The following is a 16,257-nucleotide window of genomic DNA, read 5'->3' as shown; positions in this document are numbered from 1 at the left end:
CATACATCCCCTTACTTTGTGGTTACTCTAAACAACGGCTGTCCGTATTCAACTAGATCGCCATTATCTGCAAGAATTTCCACGATTTCTCCCTTTACTTCGGCTTCAATTTCATTAAATAATTTCATTGCTTCTACAATACACACAACAGTAGAAGGATCAATTTTACTGCCGTTTTTCACAAAAGGATCACTTTCAGGCGTAGGTGCCATGTAGAAAGTTCCCACCATTGGTGAAACAATCTCATAGTCATAATCCTTGCTTTCAGTTTCATTGTTTGATGTTTCTGCTTCTGTTGGTGCTTGGGTTTCTGTTGTATTAACAAGTTTTTCACTTTGTGTTGCGACTGGAGCTGATACATTAGGCACTGGCGCAGTCACTGCTGGGACACCAGTCTCATTATTTTTCTTCATTTTCACGGTAGTTCCGTTCGTTTCATACGAAAATTCATCAATAGATGATTCATCAATTAGTTTAATTATTTCACGTATTTCTTCTACCTTTAACATATTTACAGGCACCCTTTCATTTCTATAACTTTAATATTAGGTACTAATAACTCCTCTTAATATAGTACGATAAATGTATGGTAAACATCAAGATAATTTCACTATTGCACTCTCAGAACCATTATAGTTAATTTAGGGTTTGACTGAAAGAACACTTTTTTTACTATGCTTCTTGAGGCTTCAACGGCTCTTCTGCCACCTTCCCATACTCTATAAGAATCTCCGTAATCTTCTCTTTTGTTTCTTCAGATATCACAATGCAGTAGGAACTAAATAGACGCCGATTGAAGACTAATTCATATCCTGCTTCGTTTACCTCTTTCGTATGGCCATAGAAACGATGGTCGATATCAATTGGTTTGAACTGGAAGGATTTTATGTCTTTCCAATGTACAAACCGCCCTCCAACCAAGAGACCGTCCTTTGCAATAGAAAACATATTGAATAAATTATGCAAGTATAAAAGCGAAATAGCCGGAGTCAGAAGTAGTGGCCAGTTTTCAAGCGATACTGTATATATAAACAATGCCAGCATAAACAAAAGGAATACTCCATATATTATGATACCATTTTTCTGGTCCTTATAAGTTGGCCGAACTACTGGCCTTACAGGATGTCTTCTGATCGCCATAATATCCTTCTCCTCAACTGGGAAAATGGCTTTCTTTCTCATCTTCACTAAAACGTGAATGTAACGCATAATATGGTAAGCAATAAGTATTAGAAATAATACGATAACCGTGATTTTCAAACAAATCCCCCTTTCTAAATAGCCTTTTTTCATAAATTACATTTATTATTCTTCATTACTTAGGTGAAACAGACTATTGTGGATTACTTCTAACTATAAGTATAAACGATCTTTGGAAGAAACTGGAGTACTATGTAGTATATTTTCAGATATTTTCAGAAAAGATTTTTTTGTCTAACTACTAACAGCGCTACAAAATTAAATTTCATTTCACGATACATAAAAAACCGAACACCCTAAAGTGTCCGGTTTTTCTTATTACTCTTCTTCACTGCTTGCTGGCTGATAATTTACATCTACAACCACATCTCTATCAAATTCATCCCTTACCATCTGCATAATGTTATTTGCCTCAGTCGGAGATAGTTCTTCAGCTCTTACATGCACGTGTACTTTATCGTCCTCAGAGCGGACGAGAACATCTGGGTATTCACCAGATTCTGCGATACTTCCTTCTAGAATTGTTTCTTTTGTTTCAACTTCTTCAATCACGTCAATCTCTTTTAGAGCTTCATCTTTTTCTTCAGGTGAACTTGAGCTTGAAGCCACAACATCAGTAAGTCGATCCTTTGTTTTACTTCGTTGATCGGTGAGTTCCATTCTAATTGTTGTAAATAGTTCATTTTCCCCAAGATTTGAGATACTATCCACTTCTGTCTCATCTTGGTTGCCATTTGCTTCTCCATCATCCTCAGTAGGATCAGTTGATGCTGCTTCTTCTGAATCATCTTGTCCATTATTTAGGTAAGCTAGATCTTCACTATCAGGTGAAGTCATGTAATACACACTCAACACAATCATGAGACTCAACATAGTTAGTAACCAAACAGTTTGCTTTTTTAACATTATTTCTTCCTCCCTTTAATTCTTTGGCATTACTGATACTCTATGTGTTGGAACATCAAGTACGCGAGATGTTGACTCTATTATCCAATTCTTTACCGAAGCGTGGTCTGCCCCTTTGGCGACTACAAAGACACCTCTTACTTCCGGTTTCTTTGTTTGGATAAGCAATGGGACTTCCCCTTCACCTTGCCTGACTAATACGGTTTGTGCTTCTTCTGTACTGTCCTGTACCTTTCTTGTGCCACCATTTTTGTCTGATTCATCTGTTGATTGCTGGCCATAAATAAGATTTTTTTCATAGACTTTAATTTTAGTTGATTCAAGATTGACCATTACCTCAGCCTCAGATACACCTTTTATATTGTTTAGCATGGATTCGAGATCTTTTTTATAGCTTTCTTCCAATTCGGATATGTCTGAAGTGGTCATGTCCTCATTTGATTTAACCTGTTTAGCAGTTTCTTCTGATTCTTCATCCAGGTGGTGTGTTATTTCTTGCTGCGGTGGTGTCTCGTCAGAAGAAGTAAATAAATTGCCTACAATGATTAACATCAGACCACCAAGTGCAAGAATAAGCATATAGCCTGTCTTTTTCGAAGTACCTTTGGCTCCATTTTTAAAAAGTTTATCCAGTAGTTGTTTCAAGATGCCCCTCCCTCCCAAATGATGGTCAGTTCTTTCTCTTGTAAATCCCAAACATCTCTTAACAGACTTACTATTTGTTTTTCTTCTTCTTCATTATCTTTTGTGACTGCTGGCTCTTCCGTGTTAATTACCACATCTTCAACTATACTCACTGCTCCCTCCCCATCTTCTTCTATTTCTCTTATACTAACAATGACCTCATCGAGAACTTCGAATGATATTTCATCCTCCTGAGAAAACAAGAAGCTTATATCTGTAATCTCGACCTGATAGTCCTCCAGTAATGGATCCTGTGCAAGATCCGTAAGTTGGACAGCCATTTGTTCTAAAATATATGCAGACTGAGATGTTTCTATTTCACTTTTTTGAAATTCGATTAAACTTTCTACATCTTCTCCCTCATTTCCCTGCTGTATCACCTGCTGAAATGAACGGTTTAACTGGCTTCCTATATCAATTTGAAATAAATAGAAAACAGGTTTTAAAAGGATCAAAATTAGAATTAATCCTACAATTAACTTGATATATTTCTTCATGGAGGTGGAGGGCATTAATAAATCTATTATGGTAGCTAGTAGTACAAATATGATAATTTGGGTTACCCATTGGATTAAAGCATCCATTTTTCATCATCCTATCGTAAAAGCAGCGTTAAATTACTAGCTATGACTATAATCACAATTGCTAATAGAAACATAAACGACACAGCCAGCATGCATGCTAGAATGTATACGATATATTTACTGATCGTATTGATACTTGAAATAACTGGTCCATCGCCTAGCGGCTGTAATATTGCTGCTGCAATTTTATAAATGAGCGCAATCGCAAATATTTTTAATGCAGGGAATAAAGCAATAAATATAATGAGTAGTAACCCGACTAACCCCACTGCATTTTTCAATAGTAAAGAGGCACTAAGAATGGTGTCCGCTGCGTCCGTAAATGTTCTGCCAATGACAGGAATAAAATTACCTGTAATAAATTTTGCAGTCTTCATCGCGACACCATCCTGAATTGCACTGGTGGCACCTTGGACGGACATAACCCCAAGAAATATCGTGAAAAAGACACCAAGAATCCCCAACCCTACTGTTTTGAACAGATTTGCGAGATGCGTTACTTTATAATTCTCACTAAGACTACTTACAATTAGTAGAAGCGCTGATAAAAATAAAAGCGGTAAAATAATAGTAGAGACGAGAATACCGCTAAAATTCACTAGAAAAATAATGATTGGATGGAAGAATGATACGGATACTATGTTCCCAAAAGTAGCCATTAAGCCAAGCATTAATGGAAGTAAGGCAATCATAAAGCTGCTCATTGTATCAATGGCTTCCTTAGCATAGGAAACAGCGAGATAAAAGCTGTTCAGTGCAATGAATATTAAAACAATATAGACTACAAAGTAGGCGATTTTACTTACAGAGCTCTTTTCAAATGCATTATGCATTGTTTGCAGAAGCACGGAAAACAAGATAAGCATAATTAACAGACCTAGTAATTTACCGTTTATAATCAGTTCATGAAATAAAAATTCTAGTAACCCATTTATTGCATTTTTAATAGAAAGTTCACCGTTATCTTTAATAAACTCATATACACTCGTCTTCTCCAATTCTGGAAGGTAACCACCATATTCACTTACCAAGTCTGTCCAATAGCTTTGTACCTCTGTTAAGGAGACTTCTTCAAGTACCTTATCGCTAGGTTCTTCCCCACTAACTGTAGGCGATGCACTTACCGAGGCTTGTCCAAACAACAAACAGAAAAAAACGGTTAGGAATAGGATCGACTTCTTATTTGGCTTCATTCACTATAACTTCCCCCTTCAAAGGAATGGAGGGATTTGACTACGTTGTAGGTAGAAAACGTATAATGGCTTCGATTACAGCGCTAATAATCGGAACCGCAAGTAAAAGGATAAATATTTTCCCTGCCAGTTCAATTTTTGCAGCTACTGAACCTAACCCAGCATCCTTTGTAATCCCCGCCCCAAGTTCAGCAATATAAGCAATTCCTATTATTTTTAGAATGGTATCCATATACATACCTTCCACGTTCGCTTTTGTACCCAATGATTGAATCAGCTGAAAGATACTGCTAATCTGCTGGATAACCGAAAAGAAGATAATTATCCCGGTAATCAGGATGACAAAAAACGCCATGGAGCTGTTTATCTCTTTTAAAATGATATATAAAATGCTAGCAACGATACCAAGTGTTACAATTTGTACAATATCCATTAACGATTACCCTTGAAAGAGAAAGACTGATTTAATTTGCTGGAAAAGATCTGATAGTCCGTTAATAACCACAACGAGTACGATAATAAAACCTATCAGTGTAGCAAATTGAGCAATTTCCTCTTTCCCCATCTGTTTTAAAATGGTATGAATAAGCGCCACAATAATGCCAATGCCAGCTATCTGAAATAGAATGGATGCATCTGTAAACATGGACTGGCTCCTTTCACTAATAATGCGTGTCCATAAAGGTGGATTATGTTTCTCCTATGTTGTTTGGAAAATATTACATCAAACACACGGTACTCATTAATTCAGGGCTTCGTGCATTTCCTTATAAAAGAAGTAAAACAACAAACAGTCCGCACAAAACGCCGAGACTTTTCGCCATCTTGCCGTATTTCATATGGTGATCCCTTGCTTCTTCTAATTCGCGTTCTAGGTGACTAAGCGTGAGTTGAATATGCTTTTGTTGTTGGTGAAAATCATGCTGTCCCAGGGTTCTTCCAAATTGCTTAATAATTTCTTGTTCATTACGGCCTAAACTTGAGTACTTCATCAGCCCATCAACTGATTGTTCCCATACAGAAAATAGGTCGCGCTTATCGTGCTGTAGTTCGTAATATAAGGTGTCAAAAAACTTGCTAGTTGGTTGAGGTGTTTGTTTGGCAATTACCAAAAAAGCCTCATTTAGTGGAAGCTGACTATACAAGATCTCAGCCTCAAGTATTTGCAATGCATTCTTTAGTTGCCTTATTTGCTTTGGTCTATTAGAGAGTCTGCTACTCCACTCAAATCCTACCCACGTGCTCGTTATGACGAAAAGAAGTGCCCCAATCCATTGCATGTGGCCTGTCCTCCGTTACCTCTGAAATGATCTCACCATACTCGTTATAAACTTTGCTAATATGCCCAGGAATTTGTTTCCTGTCCAATAAAATAAACCGTTGAAAAACGTGTTGCTCAAAAAGATTGTGCAAAGATGGTCGTTTTTTTAGTTCATCAAGGCTTTTTCCATGGATGGAACTAATAATAATAACACCAGCATTTATCGCTTCTAGTAATGCTTGTACATCTTTTTTGCTACCAATTTCGTCGACGACTAAGACTTCTGGAGACATGGAGCGTATCATCATCATCATTCCTTCTGCTTTCGGACAGGCATCCATGACATCAGCTCTAGTACCTATATTATGTTGTGGTACTCCTTTTATTGAGCCGGCAATCTCGGAGCGCTCATCGACAATTCCAACTTTCCTTGCCGAAATGTTCTTCCAACCTGAAGCTATTTGCCTTGCAGTATCACGGAGAAGTGTCGTTTTTCCTGTTTGCGGAGGACCAACGAATAATGTATTAAGATAGTCTTGGTGGTAAAGAGAAGGCATAATTTTATCTGCACAGCCAATTCTTTCCTTTGCTACACGAATATTTAAGAACGTTATATGCTGAATCGCTTTTACTGCTCCTTGCATTGTATTAACTTTCCCAGCAATTCCGATTCTGTGTCCGCCTTCAATCGTAATATAACCTTCGCGTAGTTCGTCCTCCATTCGATATAAAGAGAACTCACTAAGTTGATTTACCATATAGGTAAAATCCTGTTTTGTTAGCGTGATCGCTGTATCCCATTCGTTCCTCGTGTTTAGGATAATTTCTAGCTGCTTATTCAGTCGACATCGTATTTCCTGAAGTTCATTCCACCTACCAGCAATATGCTTTTGAAGGGGCACTTGCAATCCTTCTGGAAACAACCGGATTATTTCTTCCATATAAAACTTCCTCACTTTGATTGATAGCTTATTACTAAATGTATGATGAAGTTAAGCGTTTATGACTTAGAAAGTAGCTCAGCTTCCAGTAAGTCTATTTAAGCGAAAACCAAGTGGGGTAATGCTAGATATCAGCGCAAAAAAACAAAAGAGGCTGTACCAAAATGAATTGGTACAGCCTCTTTTTTATTTCTTCATGCTTTGAAATTTATGCTCTTGATACATATTTTCCATCAGAGGTGTTAATAACAAGCACGTCTCCCTGATTAATGAAAAATGGAACTTGTACAGAATGGCCTGTCTCTAGTTTTGCTGGTTTAGATCCACCACTTGCTGTATCGCCTTTTATCCCTGGCTCTGTTTCAATAACTTCTAACTCTACGTTATTTGGAAGGTCTACTCCTAATATTTCGCCATCATAAGTAATGATATGAACTTCCATATTCTCTTTAATGAACTTCAATTCATATTGAATTTGATCTGTTGTTAGCTCAATTTGTTCATACGAGGTTGAATCCATAAATGCATGAGCATCACCTGAAGCATAAAGATATTGCATCTTTCTATTTTCAATATGAGCCTTACTTACTTTCTCTCCGCCGCGGAATGTTTTTTCCTGAATATTCCCATTACGGAGATTACGTAGTTTAGATCTAACAAAGGCTGCTCCTTTACCAGGCTTTACGTGTTGGAACTCCAAAACCTGCCATATACCATTATCAACTTCAATTGTTAGTCCTGTTTTAAAATCATTTACTGAAATCATACCTATTTTTTCCTCCTCATCGAAAGCTCAACTTATAAATGTATTAATTCTTTTGGTGCATGTGTGAGGCGTTCATTGCCCGTCTCGGTTACAATAATATCATCTTCAATCCTGCATCCGCCAACTTCTGGAATATAAATTCCTGGTTCAACCGTTACTACCATGCCGGCTTCTAGCTTCTTATCACTTCTAAAGGATAATCCAGGACCTTCATGTACTTCTAGACCAAGACCATGACCTGTTGAATGGCCAAAATAGTCTCCATATCCTTTTTCTGTAATATAATCCCGTGTCAGTGCGTCTGCTTCTTTACCCGTTATACCTGGCTTAACACCCGCTACACCAAGAAGCTGTGCCTCTAAGACTGTATTATAAATGGTAGTGAGTTCGTCACTGATTTCTCCAACTGCAAAGGTTCTTGTAATATCTGAACAATACCCTTCATACCATGCTCCGTAGTCAAGCGTTACCAACTCACCTGAGTTAATTTCTTTGTTTGAAGCCACGCCATGCGGTAATGCTGAACGAAGGCCAGATGCCACAATAATATCAAAGCTGGAAGAAACAGCCCCCTGCTTACGCATGAAAAATTCAAGTTCGTTCGAGACATCAATTTCTTTAACTCCAGGTTTAATAAAGGACTGTATATGTATAAAAGCATCATCCGCAATCTTAGCAGCCTTTTTCATTACTGCTAATTCGTCAGCTGTTTTAATAAGTCGCATCTCTTCAACAAGACCACTAATAGGCTTCATGTCAACATTAAATACTTTTTTATAATTTTCATATTGAGCAAAGGTTACATGATCCTTTTCAAAACCAAGATGTTTAATACCCATTTCCTTTAGCTGGTCACGTATTTCTTGTTCAATTAATTGTTTATGCTCTACAACTTGAAATTCCGTTGCTTGTTCAGTAGCCTGAGCGGTATAACGAAAATCTGTTATAAAACGTGCATGCTGTTTACTAATAAGTGCTACCCCGGCAGTTCCAGTAAATCCAGACACGTAGCGTCTGTTAATAGAACTAGTGATAAGAATTGCATCCAACTCATTTTTTTCTAGCAATTCACGTAATTTTGTTAGCTTCCCCACTAAAAATCATCCCTTTCTCTATTACATTTCTATACGTAAAACAATGGATGACTTCAGTTTATCATAAACCTTCGTAATTAATAAGTATTTACGTTCATTTGCTCTTCAATTTAGCCTGCTATGCCTGTTTGTTATGTTCATTCTTCTCTTTCATCACTTTATCATGGTAATCATAAGATAATGAATATCCAATAAATGTTCCATATAATACATAGAGACAAATAGTAGTCACAATTGTTTCTTGATTAAATTCCTGAATGGGTTTAATATTAGTGAAAATTGGATCTAATATAAAAAACAAGATTCCCCATAAGATCACCCCATATACAGCTCCCATCCACATGGAGTTTATTTTCCTCATGAAAAGGTAATAGATAAATGCTACCAATACAGACAAACCACCTAAGATCATAATCGTGATTACGGTGCCAAGCCATCCATCAGTCCATGTAGCTGTTGTCCAGGAACGCAAAACGTATGATTTTGGTGCAACCTCTGTAAAGTTAAAGTAAGCTAAAATTGTAGCAATAAGCCCCCAGAATACACCACCGACAAATCCGGTTACTGCGGACCGACTAAATAATGTTAAAGGCTCTTCTCTTTTATTTTGGTCTAATTTTTGGTCTAATTGTTTCTTATCGCTCATTTGATCACCTCGCTTAATATTATGACCAATATAAGAATTTGCAATCCAAAATAATGTGATGTTTTCTTTCTGAGTAACTGGTTTTTAGCGACAAAATCAAGTAAAATAAAAACAAACCATTCTAGTAAAACTGAATACTTTTAAGTGTTATAGGAAATAATAAAGAATAAGAGCATATAGAAAATAGGCTTTTGGTTTAAATAGTGCGATAACCTCGTTAGGAAGAATTGGAATTAATTTCAGAATGGAGGAAAAACAATGCAACGGAATAAAATCTCCATATTTATTTATCTCATTATTGGATTAGCTGCTATCGGTTTAGTATCTCAACTTTTGACAAATACAAGTGGTTTTTTTACTAACGTCTTTGTCATGATTGGTACGGGAATTGTTTTTTTTGGTGTTATTTATTTTTTATTCTTGCGTAAACGAACTACTTCGGATGACATGAAAAAATACAAGCAGGCAGTAAAACAATCGAAAGCAAAATATAAGGACAATCGGCCCGTTTACCAAACACAGTCAAAGGGAACTAAACCAGTTGCAGCACCTACTAGAAAAAAAGTGTCAAAACGAGCTTCTCATCTTAGAGTAATTGAAGGAAATAAACAGAAAAAAAATGACCGCGCTACTTTTTAAGTAGGGTCATTTTTATTTTGGCCATTTTTGTAAGAAAACCTCAGCGCTTTCTATTCCTATATTTATAAGGTTCTCCTTCGTTGCTTCATTAATAGATAAGTTAATTGCACCAATTCCTTCTACCGGGACAAAGATAATGTTTCTTTTTTGCGCTGTAGATATGTAACGTGTATCGTGGGCCATTTTCATTGTGGCAAAAAGCGCCTGAAACATATCCAGTGCATTTCGTATTCGTCTAGGATCTGTATTTTCTACAGTTTCACTTAACTTAACACCGAGAATTGGTCTATCCTGTTTTCCTTTTTGGTTATCAAATATCCATAATGGAAAATTACTTAACAGCCCACCATCCACAATAATACTTTTAGTATTACTTTTCCCCGGAAGCTTTTTAGGCATAAAAAAATAAGGAAATCCTGCGCTCATGCGGACAGCTTTTGCTACAGGAAAATGAAGTGGGTTGATACCATAAACTCTTTCCAAGTCATCTGGTATAACGACAAGCTTACCTAGAGACAAATCACTTACCACTACTTTTAAATACCCTCTGGGGAGATCGTTAAATGTATAGATGTTTTTCTCGGCAAGCTGGCTATATAACCAATTTTCTAATTTGTCCCCTTTGTTAATGCCAAGTTGAAAATAGAGAAAGACCCACTTACTAAACGGTAACCACTTCGTAATCAGAGGCGGGTCAAGGAACATTTTAAGATCAAGTTCATCTAACTTCAAACGAATATCATCGACATCAAATCCAGAAGCTAAAAAAGAAGCAACAATAGCGCCAGCTGATGTCCCAGCTACACGTTCAAGCTTCAATTCCTTACTTTTCAACACTTCTAAGACACCAAGAAATGCATAGGCCTTAACACCACCGCCTGAAAAAACGCCATCGATTTTCATGACACCACTCCCTTATGCCTGACAAATGATGTTTATACATTTTTAAGCATAAGGATGACATAATAGAACTATTTTTTATTTCTCAGCTTGCTTTTGGATGTCTCTTAATTGATTAACCCGCTTACTATCTTGCTTAAAGTAGTTCACTAGGTCACCTATACGGTCAATGGAATTCCAACTTAGATGATGCTCAATTCCTTCAACATCTTCATAAATATTTTCTTTTTCAACCCCGATGATTTCTAAGAAGTCTTCTAATAATTCGTGGCGGAAGACTAGCCTTTCTCCAACCTTTTTCCCTTTAGCTGTAAGAATGAAGCCTCTATATTTCTCATAATTTAAATAATCATCTTTATCAAGTTTTTGCACCATTTTTGTAACGGAAGAAGGATGTACTTCTAGTGCTTCGGCAATATCGGAAACTCTTGCATATCCCTTCGATTCCATTAAGTTGTAGATTTGCTCTATATAATCTTCCATACTTGGTGTAGGCATGTATTCTCCTCATTTCAAGAATCTTTTTTTATCTAACGCAAAACTGTTTCTAATAAAAGGATACATGAAATAATATTGTTATACAAGTAGTTGCAAATATACCAACTCTATTGACTTGGTTCAAAAGAACGAAAATACTTTGAAAAAATAGCTGTTTGCGCATATAATAGAGAAGAAGTATACGGACAGACGGGGGAAAAACTAGCATGGAATTTTTAGTAATCGCTATTGTTGCTTTATTGGTTGTTGGCGTATTTCGCTACTTTAGACAGAAAAACTACCTGAAGGTACTTACAGAGCAACAGTTTAGAGAAGGCTATCGTAAAGCACAATTAATCGATGTCAGGGAGCCACAGGAATTTGACAAGGGGCATATCCTTGGCGCAAGAAATATACCACTGACACAAATGAAACAACGTTTAATTGAGATGAGGCCGGACAAGCCTGTATATCTATACTGCCAAAGCGGGTCACGATCAGCACGTGCGGCTCAACTTCTAAATAAAAAAGGCTATACAGATATTTATCAGCTAAAAGGCGGATTTAAAAAATGGACAGGTAAAATTAAAGCCAAGTAAAAAAATCCTGGGGTACAAATAAAATGTACCCCAGGATTTTTATTTATTTCCATAGAAAATGCTTCTATTTTTGATATTTTAAGACTGGTTTCCTTGCAGCAAGCGTTTCATCCATTCGATTCACAATCGTATTATGCGGGGCTTCCTGAACTATTTCTGGATTAAAGTCTACCTCTTTTGCAATAGCTAACATGGAATCTATAAATGCGTCTAATGTTTCTTTAGACTCCGTTTCTGTTGGCTCCACCATCATCGCTTCTTCTACATTAAGTGGAAAATAAATGGTTGGTGGATGGTAGCCAAAATCAAGTAGCCTTTTAGCAATGTCGAGCGTTCGAACACCTAGCTTCTTTTGTCGCTTCCCGGATAATACAAATTCATGCTTGCAGTGCTGGTCATATGGTAAATCATATTCCTTTTGCAACTTTCTCATCATATAATTTGCGTTAAGAACTGCATATTCACTTGCTTTCTTAAGCCCTTCAGCACCCATTGTTCGAATATATGTGTAGGCACGAAGGTTGATTCCAAAATTGCCATAGTAAGGCTTTACTCTACCAATAGAAGAAGGACGATCATATTCAAATACATATTTTTCTTCTTTTTTGGTAAGTAGAGGTTTTGGTAAATAGGCCGCAAGTTCCTCCGATACACCTACTGGTCCAGATCCAGGACCACCCCCGCCATGAGGGCCTGTAAATGTTTTGTGAAGGTTTAAATGCACGGCATCAAACCCCATGTCCCCAGGTCTTGCATAACCCATTATGGCATTAAGGTTTGCACCATCATAGTACAATTTCCCCCCTGCCTCATGAATGATCTCAGCCATTTCTATTATCTCCGTTTCAAATAACCCAAGCGTATTTGGATTTGTCAGCATAAGTGCAGCTGTTTTTTCATCCACAACACGTTTTAAGTCATCTAAATCAACTAAACCATTTTCGTTCGTTTTTACCGTTATAGCCTTAAAGCCAGCTACTGTTGCGGATGCAGGATTTGTACCATGGGCTGAGTCTGGCACAATAACATTTGTTCGATTCGTGTCTCCATTGGCTTCATGGAAAGCACGGATCATCATGAGGGCAGTCCACTCGCCGTGAGCTCCGGCAGCTGATTGTAAAGAAACTTCATGCATCCCTGTAATCTCCTTAAGAGAAGACTGCAGGTCATACATCATTTCCATCGCTCCTTGGACACTTTCTGTTTCCTGATATGGGTGGATATGACTAAACCCATCAAATCGTGCTACATCTTCATTCATTTTTGGGTTGTATTTCATTGTACAAGAACCTAGTGGATAAAATCCGGAATCTACACCGTAATTTCGATTTGATAAGCCTGTATAATGGCGCATGATGTCCAATTCACTTACTTCAGGTAAATTTGCTGGGGTAGTTCGGATATAATTACTTTCTATATCAGCATCCAGATCAAAATCCGGGATATCTAACTCAGGTAAACTATAGCTTGTACGTCCTTCCTTGCTACGTTCAAACATTAACGGAAAATCCTTCTTATTCATGCAAATCCCCCAATTCCTTCACAAAGATGTCTATCTCCTCTTTTGTACGGCTTTCCGTAACAGCAATCAACATGTGATTCTTTAATTCAGGATAGTTCACTTCCAAATCATATCCACCGATAAATCCTTTATTTAAAAGCTGTTTATTAATTTCACTTACGTTGGACCCAATATCCACTACCAATTCATTAAAGAACATTCCTTCGTGAACAACTCGCAGGCCAGTCTCTTTCAACTTCTGTTTCATGTATCGAGCTTTTTTCATATTTAAAACAGCCATTTTTCTTAAGCCGTGTTTTCCAATTGAACTCATAGCAACAGAGCTTGCAAGTGCATTTAATGCCTGGTTGGAACAGATATTCGACGTAGCTTTATCTCTTCGAATGTGCTGTTCTCTTGCCTGTAATGTTAAAACAAACCCTCGGACACCGTCCTCATCGACAGTTTGACCAACTAAGCGTCCAGGTACTTTGCGCATTAATTTATCCGTGGTTGCAAAATATCCGCAATGTGGCCCTCCAAATTGCGCAGGAATACCAAAGACCTGCGTATCACCTACCACAATATCAGCGCCAAACTCCCCTGGGGGTGTCAAATAGCCAAGTGAAAGCGGGTTACTTGAAGTAATGAGCATTGTTTTGGTTTGACTCTTTACCAGCTCATTTATTTTTTCCAATGGTTCTATTTGACCAAAGAAGTTTGGATATTGCACAACGACACTTGCAGTATTCTCATCGATTGCGTCTGCCAATTGCTGTAAGTTCGTATACCCATCTTCACAGTCAATATCCACAATTTCGAGTTCTGGTCCTCTTGCATACGTTTCGATAACAGCACGTGATTCTGGATGTACTGCTTTGGAAACTAGTATTTTTTTCCGTTTTGTATGAGCTGCACTTAAATTAACAGCTTCTGCTAGAGATGTTCCACCATCATACATAGATGAATTGGCTACAGGTAATCCAGTTAATTCGGATATCATAGTTTGAAATTCAAAAATTGCCTGTAGTTCGCCTTGGGAAATTTCTGGCTGGTAGGGCGTATAAGCTGTATAAAATTCGGACCGTGAAATTACATGATCTACAACAGATGGAATATAATGATCATAAACACCAGCTCCCAAAAAAGAAGCATGTGTTTTAAGATTTACATTTTTATTTGCCATATCGGCAAGTTCCTTCTTTAATTGTGCTTCATTTGCTGGCTTTTTTAAGTTTAAACTTCCTCTAAAGCGAATCTGTTCTGGTATATCAGCAAATAATTCTTCCGTAGAGTCCACACCAATTGTTGCCAACATCTCTTGTTTGTCTGAGTCTGTCATCGGTAAGTATCTAAATTCCATCTCGGTCCCTCCCTATTTCTCTCTTTTATAAAAAGGTGTTTTAATTACAACACTACTTAATTCTCTGTTTCTTACTTGAACAGTCAATTGTTGGTCTAATTGAGCTAATTCTCGTTTGACTAGTGCCAGGCCAATGTTTTTTTTCAAAGTTGGAGATTGTGTTCCCGATGTCACAAATCCGACTTCTTCTCCCTCATAGAGAACTTTGTAACCATGTCTCGGAATCCCCTTATCTATCATTTCAATACCGACAAGTTTACGATCAGGACCTTCTTCTAATTGTTTCTTTAGAACTTCACGACCAATAAAGTCTTCTTTATCCACTTTTACAGCAAATGTTAATCCAGCTTCAATTGGCGTAATGGTTGCGGATAACTCTTGTCCATAGAGTGCTAGATTTGCTTCAAAACGCAAGGTATCTCTTGCTCCAAGTCCAATTGGTTCAAGTCCTTGGTCTGCCCCTTTTTCTAATAAAAGATTCCATAGATCTGGTGCATAATCTTTATTAATATAAATTTCAAAGCCGTCTTCCCCTGTATATCCTGTTCTGGAAACAAGGGCAGGTCCTGGAATATTGCCGATCTTAACGTCCTGTGCGAATCGGAAGAATTTTATTGCACCTAAATCAGTGTCAGTCAGTTGCTGTAAAATCCTTTCTGCCAATGGTCCCTGTAAGGCTAGTTGCGCATAATCATCGGATACATTACTGATCGAAACCTCTTCATTTGAGTAAGTGTTATTTTCTACTAACCATTCATAATCTTTTTTCGTGTTTGCAGCATTTACCACGAGAAGATAATCATTTTCTGCAAGCATATAAATAATTAAATCATCTACTGTTCCACCGTCTGGGTAGCACATTAATGTATACTGCGCTCTGTCTGGAACAAGTTTTGTAACGTCATTTGTTGTGATCCCCTGGAGGAATTCTTTGCTTTTTGGTCCTGTTACGTGTATTTCGCCCATATGCGATACATCAAACAGCCCTGCTTTCGTCCTTGTAACTTCATGTTCTTGTTTAATGCTTGAGAATTGAACTGGAAGGTCCCACCCGCCAAAATCAATTGTTTTCGCCCCACTTTTACTATACTCGGAATACAATGGGGTACGCTGTAAATCAGTCATTATCTTCACTCCTTTTCACCACTTTTTAGTAAAAATTTATTCACCTCTAGCGACGATGAATGTTTTTTATAAACTTGGATCGCTATTATGCATTCATTCCAAGCGTACAAAAAAAGACAGAGATTCCACTGTTATCAATGAAATCTCTGTCCTTAGACCAGAAAGTTGCATAGCTGTCCCTATTATGTACATACAGCTACTTGCTTCGTGGGTGGTTTACTTATGTAAACTCTCTCCAGAGGTGCGTCCTACAAGAGTCTTTTTGCCTGAGAGATTCGCATGTTTGCTTGCTCCTTCGGCGTTATCTTTCCAAATTGACTAACGAAATGGAACGATAATCTCTCCCCATGTAATCATTCGCTTTTATGAAATAGTTGA

At 37.5% G+C, this 16,257-nt stretch carries 20 protein-coding genes and 2 riboswitches; of the genes, 2 read left to right on the top strand and 18 right to left on the bottom strand.

What is annotated here, in order from left to right:
• Positions 1-11: 11 nt before the first annotated feature.
• The 13 genes from accB to K3T81_RS06200 form a co-directional block, all read right to left on the bottom strand.
• Positions 12-509 (bottom strand): acetyl-CoA carboxylase biotin carboxyl carrier protein, encoded by a 498-nt coding sequence (gene accB, locus K3T81_RS06260; protein ID WP_106896902.1) that lies wholly within the window; start codon positions 507-509, stop codon positions 12-14.
• A 163-nt stretch (positions 510-672) separates the two neighbouring features.
• Positions 673-1,260, bottom strand: coding sequence for a hypothetical protein (locus K3T81_RS06255; protein ID WP_238018903.1), 588 nt, complete (start codon positions 1,258-1,260; stop codon positions 673-675).
• 258 nt (positions 1,261-1,518) lie between these two features.
• Positions 1,519-2,106, bottom strand: coding sequence for a SpoIIIAH-like family protein (locus K3T81_RS06250; RefSeq protein ID WP_238018901.1), 588 nt, complete (start codon positions 2,104-2,106; stop codon positions 1,519-1,521).
• 15 nt (positions 2,107-2,121) lie between these two features.
• A complete protein-coding gene (gene spoIIIAG, locus K3T81_RS06245; protein ID WP_106896905.1) occupies positions 2,122-2,751 on the bottom strand; it encodes a stage III sporulation protein AG in 630 nt (209 codons plus the stop codon).
• Positions 2,748-3,374 carry a stage III sporulation protein AF gene (spoIIIAF, locus tag K3T81_RS06240; protein ID WP_106896906.1) on the bottom strand — a complete coding sequence of 209 codons (627 nt, stop codon included), beginning with the start codon at positions 3,372-3,374 and terminating at the stop codon, positions 2,748-2,750. Before spoIIIAF ends, spoIIIAG begins: the two co-directional genes overlap by 4 nt.
• A gap of 11 nt (positions 3,375-3,385) precedes the next feature.
• Positions 3,386-4,567 carry a stage III sporulation protein AE gene (gene spoIIIAE / locus K3T81_RS06235; RefSeq protein WP_106896907.1) on the bottom strand — a complete coding sequence of 394 codons (1,182 nt, stop codon included), beginning with the start codon at positions 4,565-4,567 and terminating at the stop codon, positions 3,386-3,388.
• Between the two features lie 40 nt (positions 4,568-4,607).
• A complete protein-coding gene (gene spoIIIAD / locus K3T81_RS06230) occupies positions 4,608-5,000 on the bottom strand; it encodes a stage III sporulation protein AD (protein ID WP_106896908.1) in 393 nt (130 codons plus the stop codon).
• A gap of 6 nt (positions 5,001-5,006) precedes the next feature.
• The gene (spoIIIAC, locus tag K3T81_RS06225) at positions 5,007-5,213 is read right to left on the bottom strand and encodes a stage III sporulation protein AC (RefSeq protein ID WP_036572644.1); all 207 of its coding nucleotides are present in this window, start codon (positions 5,211-5,213) and stop codon (positions 5,007-5,009) included.
• Positions 5,214-5,334: 121 nt separating this feature from the next.
• Positions 5,335-5,847 (bottom strand): stage III sporulation protein SpoIIIAB, encoded by a 513-nt coding sequence (spoIIIAB, locus tag K3T81_RS06220; protein WP_106896909.1) that lies wholly within the window; start codon positions 5,845-5,847, stop codon positions 5,335-5,337.
• Positions 5,792-6,769 (bottom strand): stage III sporulation protein AA, encoded by a 978-nt coding sequence (spoIIIAA, locus tag K3T81_RS06215; RefSeq protein WP_238018898.1) that lies wholly within the window; start codon positions 6,767-6,769, stop codon positions 5,792-5,794. The genes spoIIIAB and spoIIIAA overlap by 56 nt, the downstream gene beginning before the upstream one ends.
• Positions 6,770-6,977: 208 nt before the next feature.
• On the bottom strand, positions 6,978-7,535 hold the full coding sequence (gene efp / locus K3T81_RS06210) for an elongation factor P (protein ID WP_106896911.1): 558 nt from the start codon (positions 7,533-7,535) through the stop codon (positions 6,978-6,980).
• Between the two features lie 32 nt (positions 7,536-7,567).
• Positions 7,568-8,629, bottom strand: a complete 1,062-nt coding sequence (locus tag K3T81_RS06205) for a M24 family metallopeptidase (RefSeq protein WP_238018896.1) — start codon at positions 8,627-8,629, stop codon at positions 7,568-7,570.
• Positions 8,630-8,747: 118 nt separating this feature from the next.
• Positions 8,748-9,275, bottom strand: a complete 528-nt coding sequence (locus tag K3T81_RS06200; protein ID WP_238018894.1) for a YqhR family membrane protein — start codon at positions 9,273-9,275, stop codon at positions 8,748-8,750.
• Positions 9,276-9,533: 258 nt separating this feature from the next.
• On the opposite strand from K3T81_RS06200, the gene K3T81_RS06195 reads away from it, so the two are divergent.
• Positions 9,534-9,914 carry an SA1362 family protein gene (locus tag K3T81_RS06195; protein ID WP_238018892.1) on the top strand — a complete coding sequence of 127 codons (381 nt, stop codon included), beginning with the start codon at positions 9,534-9,536 and terminating at the stop codon, positions 9,912-9,914.
• Between the two features lie 12 nt (positions 9,915-9,926).
• Here K3T81_RS06195 and K3T81_RS06190 read toward each other — a convergent pair whose 3' ends face one another.
• Both K3T81_RS06190 and mntR read right to left on the bottom strand, forming a co-directional pair.
• On the bottom strand, positions 9,927-10,817 hold the full coding sequence (locus tag K3T81_RS06190; protein WP_238018890.1) for a patatin-like phospholipase family protein: 891 nt from the start codon (positions 10,815-10,817) through the stop codon (positions 9,927-9,929).
• A gap of 75 nt (positions 10,818-10,892) precedes the next feature.
• Positions 10,893-11,312, bottom strand: a complete 420-nt coding sequence (gene mntR / locus K3T81_RS06185; RefSeq protein WP_036572634.1) for a transcriptional regulator MntR — start codon at positions 11,310-11,312, stop codon at positions 10,893-10,895.
• A 206-nt stretch (positions 11,313-11,518) separates the two neighbouring features.
• Between mntR and K3T81_RS06180 the strand changes: the two genes are divergently transcribed.
• Positions 11,519-11,890, top strand: coding sequence for a rhodanese-like domain-containing protein (locus tag K3T81_RS06180; RefSeq protein ID WP_036572633.1), 372 nt, complete (start codon positions 11,519-11,521; stop codon positions 11,888-11,890).
• 64 nt (positions 11,891-11,954) lie between these two features.
• Here the strand turns inward: K3T81_RS06180 and gcvPB are convergent, their stop codons facing one another.
• From gcvPB to gcvT, 3 genes are read right to left on the bottom strand one after another with little or no spacing between them, the layout of a single operon-like run.
• Positions 11,955-13,412, bottom strand: a complete 1,458-nt coding sequence (gene gcvPB / locus K3T81_RS06175; protein ID WP_238018888.1) for an aminomethyl-transferring glycine dehydrogenase subunit GcvPB — start codon at positions 13,410-13,412, stop codon at positions 11,955-11,957.
• Positions 13,405-14,754 (bottom strand): aminomethyl-transferring glycine dehydrogenase subunit GcvPA, encoded by a 1,350-nt coding sequence (gcvPA, locus tag K3T81_RS06170; RefSeq protein WP_238018886.1) that lies wholly within the window; start codon positions 14,752-14,754, stop codon positions 13,405-13,407. Before gcvPA ends, gcvPB begins: the two co-directional genes overlap by 8 nt.
• Positions 14,755-14,766: 12 nt before the next feature.
• Positions 14,767-15,879, bottom strand: a complete 1,113-nt coding sequence (gene gcvT, locus K3T81_RS06165) for a glycine cleavage system aminomethyltransferase GcvT (RefSeq protein ID WP_238018884.1) — start codon at positions 15,877-15,879, stop codon at positions 14,767-14,769.
• Positions 15,880-16,023: 144 nt separating this feature from the next.
• A riboswitch (glycine riboswitch) is annotated at positions 16,024-16,120 on the bottom strand.
• Between the two features lie 3 nt (positions 16,121-16,123).
• A riboswitch (glycine riboswitch) is annotated at positions 16,124-16,236 on the bottom strand.
• Positions 16,237-16,257: the final 21 nt, after the last annotated feature.

The sequence above is a fragment of the Oceanobacillus jordanicus genome (assembly GCF_022095695.1).
In the GTDB taxonomy this organism is placed as follows: domain Bacteria; phylum Bacillota; class Bacilli; order Bacillales; family Amphibacillaceae; genus Oceanobacillus_B; species Oceanobacillus_B jordanicus.
The sequence above is the reverse complement of the archived record's forward strand: the minus strand, read 5'-3'. Positions and strand labels throughout refer to the sequence as shown.